This is a genomic window from Kitasatospora sp. MAP5-34 (assembly GCF_029894335.1).
Classification (GTDB): domain Bacteria; phylum Actinomycetota; class Actinomycetes; order Streptomycetales; family Streptomycetaceae; genus Kitasatospora.
In genome coordinates this window covers 1-14,054 of the sequence record NZ_JARXZC010000011.1, presented here as the reverse complement: position 1 = coordinate 14,054, position 14,054 = coordinate 1, and the positions used below count along the sequence as shown (strand labels likewise).

General features: G+C 71.9%; 11 protein-coding genes. 3 read left to right on the top strand and 8 right to left on the bottom strand.

Annotation, left to right across the window (positions count from 1 at the left end):
• Positions 1-6: 6 nt before the first annotated feature.
• The 5 genes from P3T29_RS12185 to P3T29_RS12165 form a co-directional block, all read right to left on the bottom strand.
• Positions 7-228, bottom strand: a complete 222-nt coding sequence (locus tag P3T29_RS12185) for a hypothetical protein (RefSeq protein ID WP_280716389.1) — start codon at positions 226-228, stop codon at positions 7-9.
• Positions 229-342: 114 nt separating this feature from the next.
• Complete coding sequence (locus P3T29_RS12180; protein WP_280716388.1) at positions 343-1,536, bottom strand: glycine C-acetyltransferase; 1,194 nt, start codon at positions 1,534-1,536, stop codon at positions 343-345.
• 125 nt (positions 1,537-1,661) lie between these two features.
• On the bottom strand, positions 1,662-2,690 hold the full coding sequence (gene tdh, locus P3T29_RS12175) for an L-threonine 3-dehydrogenase (protein WP_280716387.1): 1,029 nt from the start codon (positions 2,688-2,690) through the stop codon (positions 1,662-1,664).
• 235 nt (positions 2,691-2,925) lie between these two features.
• The gene (locus tag P3T29_RS12170) at positions 2,926-4,869 is read right to left on the bottom strand and encodes a Xaa-Pro dipeptidyl-peptidase (RefSeq protein ID WP_280716386.1); all 1,944 of its coding nucleotides are present in this window, start codon (positions 4,867-4,869) and stop codon (positions 2,926-2,928) included.
• Between the two features lie 116 nt (positions 4,870-4,985).
• Positions 4,986-6,047, bottom strand: a complete 1,062-nt coding sequence (locus tag P3T29_RS12165; RefSeq protein WP_280716385.1) for an ATP-dependent DNA ligase — start codon at positions 6,045-6,047, stop codon at positions 4,986-4,988.
• A 68-nt stretch (positions 6,048-6,115) separates the two neighbouring features.
• Between P3T29_RS12165 and ligD the strand changes: the two genes are divergently transcribed.
• Both ligD and P3T29_RS12155 read left to right on the top strand, forming a co-directional pair.
• Entirely contained in the window at positions 6,116-7,123 is a 1,008-nt protein-coding gene (gene ligD / locus P3T29_RS12160; protein ID WP_280716384.1) for a non-homologous end-joining DNA ligase, read from the top strand.
• 73 nt (positions 7,124-7,196) lie between these two features.
• On the top strand, positions 7,197-8,282 hold the full coding sequence (locus tag P3T29_RS12155) for a PP2C family protein-serine/threonine phosphatase (RefSeq protein ID WP_280716382.1): 1,086 nt from the start codon (positions 7,197-7,199) through the stop codon (positions 8,280-8,282).
• Between the two features lie 16 nt (positions 8,283-8,298).
• Here the strand turns inward: P3T29_RS12155 and P3T29_RS12150 are convergent, their stop codons facing one another.
• The 3 genes from P3T29_RS12150 to P3T29_RS12140 form a co-directional block, all read right to left on the bottom strand.
• Positions 8,299-9,486 (bottom strand): 8-amino-7-oxononanoate synthase, encoded by a 1,188-nt coding sequence (locus P3T29_RS12150; protein ID WP_280716381.1) that lies wholly within the window; start codon positions 9,484-9,486, stop codon positions 8,299-8,301.
• A 104-nt stretch (positions 9,487-9,590) separates the two neighbouring features.
• Positions 9,591-10,190: a cadmium resistance transporter gene (locus P3T29_RS12145; RefSeq protein WP_280716380.1), complete on the bottom strand. Its 600-nt coding sequence runs from the start codon at positions 10,188-10,190 to the stop codon at positions 9,591-9,593.
• A 154-nt stretch (positions 10,191-10,344) separates the two neighbouring features.
• A complete protein-coding gene (locus tag P3T29_RS12140) occupies positions 10,345-12,180 on the bottom strand; it encodes a DUF1003 domain-containing protein (protein ID WP_280716377.1) in 1,836 nt (611 codons plus the stop codon).
• A gap of 401 nt (positions 12,181-12,581) precedes the next feature.
• On the opposite strand from P3T29_RS12140, the gene P3T29_RS12135 reads away from it, so the two are divergent.
• Positions 12,582-13,466, top strand: a complete 885-nt coding sequence (locus P3T29_RS12135; protein ID WP_280716376.1) for an LLM class flavin-dependent oxidoreductase — start codon at positions 12,582-12,584, stop codon at positions 13,464-13,466.
• Positions 13,467-14,054 lie beyond the last annotated feature (588 nt).

Below are 14,054 nucleotides of genomic sequence, written 5' to 3'. Positions count from 1 at the left end.
CTGGTCTCAGAGCTTGACCAGTTTGGCGTACGGGCTACGGCATCGCTGCTGGTGAGAACCGAAGTCGACGAGTACGGCGACCTCCTCCTCAACACCGATGACCCGGCCGAGGCCGAACCGGTCGTGATTCACTCGGTCCCCGACTTCGTAGTTCTCGATCGGGGCAACTGGTTGGGCTTTGAAGGGACTGGTGGGCAGAGAGCGCCGGGCCGCGGCTGTCCTGGTCATTGACTCCAGTATGCGCCCCGAAGCCGTCGGCGGGCCCGGTGCTCCCGATACCAACTCGGCATCGGCCCCCTCAGACCTTGATCATCCAAGGGCTGCGGGGGCCGATTCCGGAGGTCATTCCCCGAGCGCGGCGCGGGCGTCCACGAAGGCCGCGACGGCCCGCTCGACATCCTCGGTGGAGTGTGCGGCGGACAGCTGGACCCGGATCCGGGCCGCGCCGTGCGGCACCACCGGGAACGAGAAACCGATCACGTAGACGCCACGCTCCAGCAACAGTTCGGCCAGTCGCCCGGCCTTCGCCGCGTCGCCGATCATGACCGGGGCGATCGGGTGGTCACCAGGCAGGATCTCGAATCCGGCCTCGGTCATCTTCGACCGGAAGAGTGCCGTGTTGGCGGTGAGCTTCTCGCGCAGCTCGGTCGACTCCTCGACCAGGTCGAGCACCTTGAGCGAGGCGGCGGCGATCACCGGGGCGAGCGAGTTGGAGAACAGGTACGGGCGCGAGCGCTGACGCAGCAACGCCACGATCTCGCGGCGGGCCGCGACGTAGCCGCCGGAGGCGCCGCCGAGGGCCTTGCCGAGGGTGCCGGTGATGATGTCGACCCGGTCCATCACGCCGTGCAGCTCGGGCGTGCCGCGCCCGCCGGGGCCGACGAAACCGACCGCGTGCGAGTCGTCGACCATCACCATCGCGTCGTACCGGTCCGCCAGGTCGCAGATCTCGCGCAACGGGGCGACGTAGCCGTCCATCGAGAACACGCCGTCGGTGACGATCAGGCGGCGGCGGGCGTCCTGGGTGTCCTGGAGCTGCTTCTCCAGGTCGGCGAGGTCGCGGTTGGCGTAGCGGTGGCGGCGGGCCTTGGAGAGCCGGATGCCGTCGATGATGCTCGCGTGGTTGAGCGCGTCGGAGATGACGGCGTCCCGCTCGTCCAGCAGGGTCTCGAAGACACCGCCGTTGGCATCGAAGCAGGAGGAGTACAGGATGGTGTCCTCCTGCCCCAGGAAGGCCGACAGGCGGTCCTCCAGCTGCTTGTGGACGTCCTGGGTGCCGCAGATGAAGCGGACCGAGGCCATGCCGTAGCCCCAGCGGTCCAGCGCGTCCTTCGCGGCGGCGAGCACCTCGGGGTGGTCGGCGAGGCCGAGGTAGTTGTTGGCGCAGAAGTTCAGCACCTCACCGGGGCGACCACCGCCGGTGACGGTGACGGCGGCGCTCTGCGGGGTGCCGATCACACGCTCGGGCTTGAACAGGCCGGCCTCGCGGATCTCGTCGAGGGTGGCGGCAACGCTTTCACGTACAGAATCGAACATCGCGGCAGGCTCCTTGAGGAAGTGGTCGAACGGCTTGAGGGCTTCGGAGACAGCCGGGCAGCCACGGCCGGGGGCGCGAGGCTTCTGCCTCGCGCCCCCGGCCGTGGCCGATCAGCTGCCCACTCTCAGACGGTCCAGTCGAGGATGATCTTGCCGCAGCGACCGCTCGCGGCCTCGTCGAAGGCGGCGTCGAAGTCGTCGGCGGCGTAGCGGCCGGTGATCACCGGGCTGAGGTCCAGGCCGCCTTCCAGCAGCACCGACATCGCGTACCAGGTCTCGAACATCTCGCGCCCGTAGATGCCCTTGAGGGTGATCATCGAGGTGACGATGCGGGCCCAGTCGACCGGGAAGTCCTCGGCGGGAAGGCCGAGCATGGCGATCTTGCCGCCGTGGGTCATGTTGGCGATCATCGACTGCAGCGCCTCGGGGCGGCCGGACATCTCCAGGCCGACGTCGAAGCCCTCGCGCAGGCCCAGCTTCTGCTGGCCCTCCTCGATGCTGTGCTCGGCAACGTTGAGGGCGAGCGAGACGCCGACCTGGCGGGCCAGGTCGAGGCGGTACTCGCTGACGTCGGTGATCATCACGTGCCGGGCGCCCGCGTGCTTGGCGACGGCGGCGGCCATGATGCCGATCGGGCCCGCGCCGGTGATCAGCACGTCCTCGCCGACCATCGGGAAGGAGAGCGCGGTGTGCACCGCGTTGCCGAACGGGTCGAAGATCGCGGCCACGTCGAGGTCGACGGGCACCCGGTGGACCCAGACGTTCGAGGCGGGCAGTGCGACGAACTCGGCGAACGCGCCGTCCCGGCCGACCCCGAGGCCGATCGTGTTGCGGCACAGGTGGCGACGGCCAGCCAGGCAGTTGCGGCACTTGCCGCAGACCAGGTGGCCCTCACCGCTGACCAGGTCGCCGACGGCGATGTCCGCGACGGCCGCGCCGATCTCGGCGACCTCGCCGACGAACTCGTGACCGAGCGTCAGCGGGGTCTTGATGGTCTGCTGCGCCCAGCCGTCCCACTTGCGGATGTGCAGGTCGGTGCCGCAGATACCGGTGCGCAGCACCTTGATCAGCACCTCGCCGGGGCCGATCTCGGGCTTCGGGACGTCCATCAGCCAGAGCCCGGGCTCGGCCTTCTTCTTGACGAGTGCCTTCACGGCGTGGGCTCCTGACACATGGTGGATCGGACCTGGTGTGGGCAGGCCAAGGTGACCCGGCGTGCGGCGCCTGCCGGACCGGGCACCTGCAATCTGCCTGGTGATGCCCGGTCCGGTCCATCGAGGAATTCTTAAGGGCGCCAACAGCTGGGCTTCACGATCCTGCCCGAGCAGCGCCCGAGCGGCCCACGCGCCGTGCCGTGGGCCACCCGTACGGGGGATCCGGTACCGCGCGCTACCGGAAAGTGTCAGGTCGGGCGACGGTCCCGGGACGGCCGGCCACCGGCCCGCGCAACACCGCTGCCGGGTTCCGGCGGACCGGCTGCGGCAGCTGACCAGGTCCGCCGACCAGGGGCAGCCGTACCCAGGAGTGGGCCAGGTCGATGCTCACCGTCGGGTCGGTGGCGGGCGGATCGAGCAGCCCGTTGTCCGTCCCGGCCACGATCAGGGCCAGCCGGTGTCCGGCGGGCACCACGTGGTCGGTCCCGGCCAGGTCGAAGGTGATCGAGTACGCCTTGCCCGGGGTGAGCGCGACCGTCCGGCCCAGCCCCGCGTAGTGCCCGAGGTCGGCCCAGCCCCGGCTGAAGACCGTGTAGTCCACCTGGGACTTGTCGGCGGCGGTGTCCAGGAAGCAGGCGCTGTCACCGGCCGTGCTCTGGCCCCAGCAGGAGCGGGTGGTCAGGGTGGTGATGCCCTCGCCGGTGCCCAGGTAGTTGCGGATGGCCGCCGGTCCGAGGTCGACCAGCACCGCGCTCAGGTGCGCGCTCGGGGTGGACGGCGTGACCGTCAGGGTGACCGAACCGCCGCCCGACATCCGCAGGTCACGGGTGAGCGGGCCGGTGGTGAAGGCCGTCTTGTCCGGGGTGCTGCGGTCGACGTCGGCCGCCCAGTCGCTCTCGCCGCGCGCCGGGTTGTCGGTGAAGCTCGCGGTGCCGCCGCCGGCACCGGTGGTGAGCGCCCCGGGCTTCAGGCCCAGCGTGCTGGTCACCGTTCCCGGCGCGGGCCAGGTCCGGTCCTGGGTCCACTGGTCGGGGGCCCGCTCGATGTCGGCGACCGGTCCGCGCTGGACACCGTTGTCGACGCCGAGCAGGTAGTGGTCGAACCAGCTGTGCAGGGTGTCGACCCAGGGTCCGCGCCGGAAGTCGAAGGGGTCGACATGGCCGGTCTGGGAGAGCCAGATCTTGCGGTCCACGCCGGTGCGGGCCAGCGCGGACCACCACTGGGAGAAGTTGATGTCCCGGACGTTGAGGTCCTGCATCCCGTGCACCACGAACACGCTGGCCCGCACGTTCGCCGCCGAGGCGACGTAGTCGCGGCGCTGCCAGAGCGCCGTCCAGTCACCGTTGTACGGTGCCCCGGCGGCGAGTTGCTGCTGGACGGTGGCGCAGTGGGCCACTGTGGCGGGGGTCTCCACCACGGCGGAGAGGTCAGCGGGGGTGCCGCTGTACAGCGGGGCGCCGTCCGAGCGGTAGTAGTCGTACCAGGAGCTGATGGCGGAGATGGGGACGATGGTCTTCAGGCCCCGCACACCGGTCGCGGCGACGCCGTTGGCGATCGTCCCGTCCCAGGACTTCCCGATCATGCCGACCGAGCCGTTCGTCCAGCCGGCCTTGACGGCGGCGCCGCCGGTACGGGCGCTGTACCCGGTGGCCCGGCCGTTCAGCCAGTCGACCACCGCCTTGGCCGAGTTGACGTCGGACGGTCCGCCGACGTCCACGCAGCCGTCGGAGCGGTTGGTGCCTGCCAGGTCCACCAGCACCACGGCGTAGCCGCGCGGGACGAAGTAGTTGTCGTAGTAGAGCGGGAACTGTACGGGCCTGCCCTGCGCGTCGTACGTCTTCAGCTGGCTCTCGTTGCCGCGCCCGCAGCAGGCGTAGTACGGGCTGGCGTCCATGATGACCGGGATCTTGAGCCCGGCGGCGGCCGGCTCGCTCGGCCGGATGATGTCGGCCGCCACCCGGTCGGTGTGGCCGTCGCCGGCACCGTCCAGGCCGGTGTCGACCCAGACCGTCTCCCGGACGGCCTTGGCGTAGGAGTAGACGGGTTGGCTGACGCCGTTCCGGACCGGGCCGGCGGCGGTACCGGCGGCGTACGCGGACGCGGGGCCGGTCAGCGACACGGTGAGCGCGGCCAGCAGAGTGGCGACGATGGCGAGCGAACGTATTCGAAGGATTGTCACAACAGCTGAAGGTAGTTCGATCAGCCGCGCCATAGAAGGGTTTTGACGCATCGCCGACAAATCGGAGGAAAATCAAGGGACGTGATCCGGCGGCTGCACCGCCCGGCAGCGGCCGCTCAGGGGCGCAGCAGCTCGGCCAGGTCGTAGTTCACCGGCTCCTCCAGCTGCTGGTAGCCGCAGCTCTCCGGGGTGCGGTCGGGGCGCCAGCGGCGGAACTGGGTGGTGTGGCGGAAGCGGGTGCCCTCCATGTGGTCGTAGGCCACCTCGCAGACCCGCTCGGGGCGCAGCGGCACCCAGGAGAGGTCCTTGCCGCCCGTCCAGCGGCTCTGCGCACCGGGGAGCCGGCTGGTGGCCTGCGCGGTCTCGTCGGCCCAGGCCGACCAGGGGTGCCCGCTGAGCTCGTCCAGGCGCAACTGCTGGAGCTCTTCGGCGAGTTCACGGCGCCGGGTCATCGGGAAGGAGGCGCAGACGCCGACATGCTGCAGCTGTCCCGCGCTGTCGTACAGGCCCAGCAGCAGCGAGCCGACCACCGGTCCGCTCTTGTGCTCGCGGTAGCCGGCCAGCACGCAGTCCGCCGTTCGCGCGTGCTTGACCTTGAACATCGTCCGCTGGCCCGGTCGGTAGGGCTGGTCGAGCGGTTTGGCGACCACGCCGTCCAGGCCGGCGCCCTCGAAGCGCGAGAACCAGGTCCGGGCGAGCCCGAGGTCGGTGGTGGCGGGGGCCAGGTACACCGGCGGCCGGGCCGGGCCGAGCGCCTCCAGCAGGGCCACCCGGCGCTCCGACAGCGGCCGCCCGGACAGGTCGGTGCGGTCGAGCGCGAGCAGGTCGAAGGCGACGAAGGAGGCCGGGGTCCGCTCGGCGAGGGTCCTGACCCGGGAGGCGGCCGGGTGGATGCGCTCCAACAGCTCCTCGAAGTGCAGCCGTCCGTCGTGGGCGATCACGATCTCGCCGTCCACCACGCAGCGGGCGGGCAGTTCGGCGAGGGCGGCCGCGACCAGTTCCGGGAAGTACCGGGTGAGCGGTTTGCCCGTCCGGCTGCCGATCTCGACCTCGTCACCGTCCCGGAACACGATCGCCCGGAAGCCGTCCCACTTCGCCTCGTACTGCAGGCCGGGCGGGATCTCGGGGACCGCTTTGGCGAGCATGGGTGCGACGGGCGGCATGACGGGAAGGTCCATGGCTTTCACGCTAGGCCGAGCGCGGGCAGAACGCGCGTACGGCGCCCGCCCGGCCTAGCGTGAGGGGCATGGCAGGAGCTGTGGAGCTGGAGGTGGACGGGCGCGCGGTGCGGCTGTCCAACCCGGACAAGCTGTACTTCCCGGAGCGCGGATTCACCAAGCGCGACATCGCCGAGTACTACCTCGCGGTGGCGCCGGGCATCCTGCGCGGACTGCGCGACCGGCCGACCACGCTGCAGCGCTTCCCGGACGGGATCACCGGCGAGTGGTTCTACCAGAAGCGCGCGCCCAAGGGCCTGCCGGAGTGGCTGCCGACCGCCCGGATCGCCTTCCCCAGCGGGCGGACGGCGGACGAGATCTGCCCGAACGAGCAGGCCGCCGTGCTCTGGGCGGTGAACCTCGGCTGCCTCACCTTCCACCCCTGGCCAGTCCGCCGCGCCGACACCGAGCACCCGGACGAGCTGCGCATCGACCTCGACCCGCAGCCGGGCACCGACTTCCGCGACGCCGTCAAGGTCGCGCACGAGCTGCGCGAGGTGCTGGCGGAGCACGGGCTGCGCGGCTGGCCCAAGACCTCCGGCGGGCGCGGGCTGCACGTCTACGTCCCGGTGGAGCCGCGCTGGACCTTCACGGACGGGCGGCACGCGGTGATCGCGCTCGGCCGGGAGCTGGAGCGGCGGATGCCCGGCAAGGTCACCACCGCGTGGTGGAAGGAGGAGCGCGGCGAGCGGATCTTCGTCGACTACAACCAGATGGCCCGGGACCGGACCATCGCCTCGGCCTACTCGCTGCGGGCCCGCCCGGAGGCCACCGCCTCGACGCCGCTGCGCTGGGAGGAGCTGGACGACGTGGTACCGGCCGACTTCGACCTGCGGACCGTCCCCGCCCGGTTCGCCGAGCTGGGCGACGTGCACGCGGACCTCGAGAAGCACGCCTTCGGCCTGGACACCCTGCTGGAGCTGGGCGAACGCCAGGCCCGGGACGACGGGGTCAGCGATCTGCCGTACCCGCCGGACCACCCGAAGATGGCGGGCGAGCCGACCCGCGTCCAGCCGAGCCGGGCCCGCAAGCACTGACCGGCCACCGTCGTACGCCGCCGTGGTACGCCGTGCCCGCAACGATGGGGGCGGGGAGGCAGGAGGCCGGAGCGTGGAGAACGAGTCACCCCGGGAGACCCGGCGGTCGCGCGGACTGCTGTTCGCCGCGTACCTGTTGCTCACGGCGGCCGTCCTGGCGGACCTGCTGACCGGGCCGCAGACGACCGTGTCACCCGTGCTGGCGAGCGTGCCGGTGCTGGCCGGGTCCGGGACGCGTAACGTGCGCGTCCCGCTCGTCGCCGGGGTGCTGGCCGCGCTCGCTGCGGGTCTGCTCGCGCTGGTCAATCCCGACGTGTCCACCGCCGTGCACGTCGCCGCCCTGGCGGCCATCGTGTCCGTCACGCTGGCCAGTGCCGCCAACGTCGTCGTGGTCACCTCGCGGGAGCGCGAGCTGAGACAGGTCCGGTCCGTCGCGGAGGCCGCGCAGCAGGCGCTGCTGCGGCCCGTCCCGCCGCGCCTCGGGTCACTGCGGATCGCCGTCCGGTACGCGGCGGCAGCGGCGGAGGCCCGGATCGGCGGGGACCTGTACGAGGTGCTGGAGACCCGGTACGGCGTACGCGTGCTGCTGGGGGACGTGGAAGGCAAGGGCCTGAGCGCGGTGGACACTGCCGCCGACGTCCTCGGGGTCTTCCGGGAGGCCGCGCGCACCGAACCGGATCTCGCGCGGGTCGCCGAACGGCTGGACGCCGCGCTGGCGCGCCGGCCGGACAACGAGAGGTTCGTGACGGCGGTGCTGGTCGGCATTCCGAAGGTTCCGAAGGCGGAGGGCGGCGCGGACGCGGAACTGGTCAACTGCGGGCATCCGGCGCCGCTGCTGCTGAGCCGCACCGGCCGGGTGAGCGCGCTGGAGCCGACGGGGTACGCGCCGCCGCTCGGGCTGCTGGCCCTGACCGGCGGCACGTACCACGCGGAGCCGCTGACGCTCCGGCGCGGCGATCTGCTGCTGCTCTACACCGACGGGCTCTCGGAGTCCCGGGACGCGGCCGGGCGTTTCTACCCGCTCGCCGAGCGGCTGGCCGACGCCCCGGCACTCGGCCCGGGGGCGCTGCTGGACCACCTGCTGGCCGATGTCCGGGCGTACACCGGCGGCAGCACGACCGACGACTCGGCGCTGCTCGCCGTCCGGCGGGAGAGCTGACCCGACACCCGCAGCGTCAGGCTCCTGCGGGTGCGGTCGCCGCGATGATCCTTACCGCGTCGGTGATCTGACTGTCCGTCAGGTCACCACGGGCCGTCAGACGCAGCCGCGAGATGCCGTCCGGGACGGACGGCGGGCGGAAGCAGCCGACGGCCAGACCGGCGGTGCGGCAGGCGGCCGCCCAGGCGACGGCCGCCTCGGGGCCGGGGGCGCGGACGGAGACCACGGCAGCGTCCGGCTCGCTGGCCCGCAGGCCGGCGGCGGTGAGCTCGGCGGCGAGCGTCCGGGCGACCTCGCGGGCACGGTCGGCCCGGTGCGGTTCGGCGCGCAGCAGGCGCAGCGCGCCGAGGGCCGCGCCGACGGCGGCTGGCGCGAGGCCGGTGTCGAAGATGAAGGTGCGGGCGGTCTCGACCAGGTGGCTGATGACCCGGCGAGGGCCGAGGACGGCGCCGCCCTGCGAGCCGAGCGACTTGGAGAGGGTCACCGTGGCGACGGTGTCGGGCTGCCCGGCCAGCCCGGTGGCGGCGAGCGCGCCCCGGCCGCCGGGGCCGAGGACGCCCAGGCCGTGCGCGTCGTCCACCAGCAGCGCGGCGCCGCACGCCCGGGCAGCGGCGGAGAGCTCGGGCAGCCGGGCGGCGTTGCCGTCGACCGAGAAGACGGTGTCGCTGACCACCAGCGCCCGGGGCTGGACGCGCCCGGCGAGGGCGGCGCGGACGGCGTCCGGGTCGTCGTGCGGGGCGCGGTGGACGGCGCTGCGGGAGAGCCGGCAGCCGTCGATCAGCGAGGCGTGGTTGTACGCGTCCGAGACGATCAGGGTGTCCGGGTCGGTGAGCGCGGTGAGCGCGGCGAGGTTGGCCGCATAGCCGGAGGAGAAGACCAACGCCGCCTCCACCCCGCAGAACTCGGCAAGCTCGACTTCGAGTTCGGTGTGCAGCGCGGTGGTACCGGTCACCAGGCGGGAGCCGGTGGCGCCGCCGCCCCAGCGCAGCGCGGCGTCGGCGGCGGCCCGGGTGACGGCGGGGTGGTGGACCAGCCCGAGGTAGTCGTTGCTCGCCAGGTCGAGGACCGGGTCGTCGGCGGGACGGCTGCGCAGAGTCCGGGTCAGCCCGGCGCCGGCGCGCAGCTCGGCCGCCTCGTCGAGCCAGTCGAAGACGGCGGCGGGGCCGAGGGTCTGCTCGGGCGGGAGCACGGAGGGCTGGACCATGGTCCGCACTCTCTCACCCGTCCCCCGGGCCGGGCAATGTGCGCCCGGGCACACCCCGCACGGGCACACCCGCGCGGGGACGGCTGGCCGGGACGCGCCCTTGGTCAGAGCGGCCGGCTCGCGGCGTTGAGGGTGCCGCTGAGGATCAGGATGAGGGCGCCGACGGTGATGAAGACGGCTGGTATGAGCCAGTGGCTGACCCGGCCGAGGCCGGCCACCAGCGCTCCGTGGGCGCCCAGCAGCGCTCCGACGCCGCACCAGAGGCCGATGAGTGCCAGGAACAGCGCGGTGGCCAGGAGGGAACCGGTCGCGTGCAGGGTGCGGAAGAGGGGTGTGAACACGCTGATGTTGTCGGCGCCGTTGGCGAACACGATGATCGCGATCCGGGGCGCGGTGGAGGCCGGGGCGGGCGGGATGTGCTGGGGATCGCCGCGTAGGCGCCACAGCCCGCAGACACCGAAGCCGATCGGGACCAGCCCGAGGAGCCCGACCCATCGGTCGGGCAGGATCCGCAGGCCGGCCGCGCCGAGCAGGGCGAGGCCGAGGACGGCGCCGAACCCGGCGTACTGGCCGGCGATGATCGCGACGGCGCGCGGGCTGCCTCGGCTGCGGCGGGCCATGAACAGCGCGGTCAGGACGATGAGGTCGTCGACGGTGGTGCCGAGGAAGGCGAGCACGGCGGCCGCGAGCAGGGACGCCGTCATATGTCCGGCCCTCCGACCCGGTGCCAGACGTGGCGGGCGTGGCAGGCGTGACAGGTGTGGCAGACGTGACGGGGATGACGGGCGTGGCACCTGTTGCCCATGACCGTGCGGAAACCGGCGACGGTCGGCGGGGCGATCCCGCTGTGCGGCCCGCTCAACCGGATCGCCCCGCGTCCTCCAGCCCGGTCGCCCTGCTGACTGCGGCCATGGCGGTGGCTTCGTTGCCGTAGCGGCGTTGGGCACCCAGGCCGAAGAAGCCGCCTTCCTTGTTCGCGTCGGCAACTGTCGCGGCGATCTCGTTCAACAGCGTGCGGAAGTCGTCGAGCTGCGCCGGCGCGACCCGGGCGACGATGGCGGTGGCGGAGCGGATCACCTCCAGCGCCGGGCCCTGGTAGTCGGCGTACCGGATGCCGGCCGGTGCGCCGGTGTCGAAGGCGGAGGCCGCAGTGAGATCGCGGATGAAGCGCTGCGGATGCGTGATGCTGGTCTCCCGCAGTTTCTTGACCAGCGCGAAGAGCTCCTCGGGGTCGATGACGCCCTCCGCGAGCGCCACCAGCACGCCGGAGGCCATCAGCGCCCGCTGGAGGGTGTCCCATTCGTCGGCGAGAAAGTCAGCCTCCCTGGGGCCGTCCTGCGCACCGCTGCCGTCGCGCAGCACCTGGAAGCCCGCACGGGCCAGCACGGCCGGGATGCGCCGCACGGCCTCCATGTTCGCCCTCCGGGCCTCGTCGGACAGCTGTTCCCAGGTCGCCTGTTCGCTCCCCCTGCCTTCGGCCGGGGGGACCCCAATCGTGCCCCCGTCCGCTCCCGGCTCGCGCTCGACCGCACCTGATGTCTGCCCGCCGATGCCGTCCTCATGCTCCAGCCGGGCCAGCAGCCGCACCTCGTCGTCGTCGAAGGTGAAGCAGTGCTCCGGATTGAAGGTCGGCACCATGAGGCAGCCGATCACGGCCAGCCTCTCGCCGATCTGCCGCGCCTGGGCGCGGTTGGACTCCTTGAACTCCTCGGGCAGCTCGTCCCAGGGACCGGGCGGGCGGGCGCCGTCCGGGACCTGACCCTTGGCCAGGAGCTGACCGTGGGCGTCGGCGGCCTGCCCGCCGGCTTCGCCGACGGCACTGCCGTAGGTTTCGTGGATGGCCCGTGCGAGGTGCTCGGTGACCTGGGTGGTGGTGTAGCCGGTGAGGCTGTCGATGACCCGGTCCTGTGCCGTCAGCCGTGCCTTCATCCGCCGGCACTCGTGGAGGATGGCCTCGGCGTCCAGGAAGGTCTGCTCGGAGCGGCGGTCGCCGGCGCGGCTCAGGACGTCCTGACCGACCATGATCACGATCATGAAGATGAGCTGGGCCAGGGTCGACAGGAACGACATGAAGGCGAACGGGTACGGGTCGAAGCGCTGAACGCCCAGCTGCGCCATGCCGATCCAGATCACCTGGGTCCCGGCGGCCAGGTAGAAGGCCCACACGGTGCCCAGTCGCTGGGTCAGCCAGGCGGCGATCCGGCCGTTGAGGGTCACCGCGTGGTCGATGGCCTGGGGTGGCGGCTGCACCCGGTGCCGCTCGATCCACGGATGCGGGCTCGACTCCAGCATGCTGACCCCACGGCTGAGCGCCCGGTCGTGCCGGTCGAGGTGCCCCTGCAGGTCCGCCACCTGCGCGAAGATCGCCTCCGCGTTCTCGTAGGTCTGCACCGCCCTGCTGTCGGCGGCCGCGCCGAGCACCCGTTGGCCGACCAGGATCACCAGGCACAGGACGAGCTGCGCCACGTTGTCCAGGAAGAGCAGGAAGGGAAAGGGATACGGATCGGCCTGATGCAGCGGACCCCAGGTCGCCAGCGCCATCCACCCGCCGACGACGACAAGTGCCGCGTACAGTGCGGGCATCGAGCCCACCCATCGGGTCAGCGCGGCCGCGATGGCACCGTTCACACCGACCTGCTCGTCGACGACCGTCACCGGTCGCGGCAGATCGCTCACCTGGCCGGCGCTGCTCACATTCCTCCTCGGGCAGGTCCACGCCGTTCACCGAACGCGGCAGCAGCCGGGGCCGGTTGCACCCGGGCCGTAGGGTCGGCGCGGGCGGCGAGGACGGGTCGTCAGCGTGCAACCTAACACCGGCGGACTTCCGAGGCGGGGGTTCCGGAAGACTCCCATGCCTGAGTCCCGAGAATGTCCGCACGGCAACTGACGGTCGGTCACCGGGCGGTCACCAGGCGGATCTGCCCTCCTGATCGGATCGGCCATGGGCAGCGACACAGACCGACCTGTCTGCCCTCCAACTGGGAAAACCCATTGTTCGCAGCCAGTGCTCCGCCGCCGGGGCCGGGGGATCGACGGGGGCTTAGGCGAGGGCTTCGGCGGGGTTCGGCGGGGTTCGCCGGGATAAGGTCGGCGGCATGCGCCTCAGCACAGTGATCCTTCCCATCCACCGATGGAGCGAAGGGCAGAAGATCTGGCAGCGCGCCGAGGAGCTCGGCTTCCACGCCGCGTACACCTACGACCACCTGTCCTGGGGGTCCTTCCGGGACGGCACCTGGTTCGGCGCGATCCCCACCCTGACCGCCGCAGCGACCGCGACCGAGCGGATCCGCCTCGGCACCCTGGTCGCGTCGCCGAACTTCCGGCACCCCGTCACCCTGGCCAAGGAGTTGCTGACCCTTGACGACATCTCGGGCGGTCGCCTGACGGCCGGCATCGGCGCCGGCGGGCCGGGCTTCGATACGACGGTGCTGGGCCAGGAGGCGTGGTCTGCGACGGAACGGGCTGACCGCTTCGCCGAGTTCGTCGCCCTCCTCGACAGACTCCTCACCCAAGATGCGACGACGGAGCAGCGTCACCACTACACGGCTGCCGAGGCCCGCAACATCCCCGGCTGCATCCAACGCCCGCGCGTCCCCTTCCACATCGCCGCAACCGGCCCCCGGGGGCTGCGGGTGGCGGCCCGCCACGCCCAGGGCTGGGTCACCTGCGGCGATCCGGCCGACCCCGACGTCCCCGCCGAGCGCGCGTCGGCCGTGATCGCTACGCAGCTGGCGAGACTCCACACCGCCTGTGAATCCGAGGGCCGCACCCCCGACTCACTCGCCAAGGTCCTCGTTCAGGGCTTCACCGCCGAACGCCCCCTCACCTCCCTCGACGCCTTCGTCCACTGGGCCGGTACCTACCGTGAACTGGGTATGACCGAGCTCGTCCTGCACTGGCCGGTCCCCGACTCGGTCTTCGCCAATGACCTCACCGTCTTCGAACGCATCGCCACCGAGGGCCTGGCACAGCTGGGTTGAGTCAAGCGCCGGAGACCACCGGCGCTCAGCCCGGTGCCTTCGCCCACCGGGCGGGCGCCTATGGCGAGACGGCGGGACCGTTCGGGGAGGACGCTCTCATGGCGACACGCTGTCCCGAGGAGGCAGACGGGAAGAGGTTCACTTCCCCGCAGCTCACGGGCGCGAAGCCGCTGACAACTACCAGCCGATCACCTCACTGCCAGTCAGCCGCAAACCATCAGTCGTCCCGTTGTCCGGCGAACGGCGAACGGCGAACGGCGAACGGCGAACGGCGAAAGCCAACGGCAGCCCGCTCTGACCCTCTTGAAGCATGATCGGTAGATTGTCCCGCACGGCTGGTCGGAACCGGGTGGAACTTGAGGTCCGGAGGAGCACATGGAAGCGTCGCCATCTTCGAACGTGCTGGTCAGAGGGGCTGGTGTGACTGTTCTCCGGGGTGCTCGTGCTGGCCGTGGGCGGGAGTCTGCGGCCTTGATCGTCTGACGGGGAGGGTCGGGTCGGTTTCTCCGGTTCCTCGGCGTCGCGGGCTCGTCGCCGCCTACGATCCGGTTCATGGTGGAGTCCGAGATCGCGGAACGGATCGCCGCG

What these genes read in the sequence shown, in the direction of transcription:
- P3T29_RS12185 (WP_280716389.1), bottom strand. Translation starts at nt 228, where the DNA reads ATGACCAGGACAGCCGCGGCCCGGCGCTCTCTGCCCACCAGTCCCTTC.
- P3T29_RS12180 (WP_280716388.1), bottom strand. Translation starts at nt 1,536, where the DNA reads ATGTTCGATTCTGTACGTGAAAGCGTTGCCGCCACCCTCGACGAGATC.
- P3T29_RS12165 (WP_280716385.1), bottom strand. Translation starts at nt 6,047, where the DNA reads ATGGACCTTCCCGTCATGCCGCCCGTCGCACCCATGCTCGCCAAAGCG.
- ligD (WP_280716384.1), top strand. Translation starts at nt 6,116, where the DNA reads ATGGCAGGAGCTGTGGAGCTGGAGGTGGACGGGCGCGCGGTGCGGCTG.
- P3T29_RS12150 (WP_280716381.1), bottom strand. Translation starts at nt 9,486, where the DNA reads ATGGTCCAGCCCTCCGTGCTCCCGCCCGAGCAGACCCTCGGCCCCGCC.
- P3T29_RS12145 (WP_280716380.1), bottom strand. Translation starts at nt 10,190, where the DNA reads ATGACGGCGTCCCTGCTCGCGGCCGCCGTGCTCGCCTTCCTCGGCACC.
- P3T29_RS12135 (WP_280716376.1), top strand. Translation starts at nt 12,582, where the DNA reads ATGCGCCTCAGCACAGTGATCCTTCCCATCCACCGATGGAGCGAAGGG.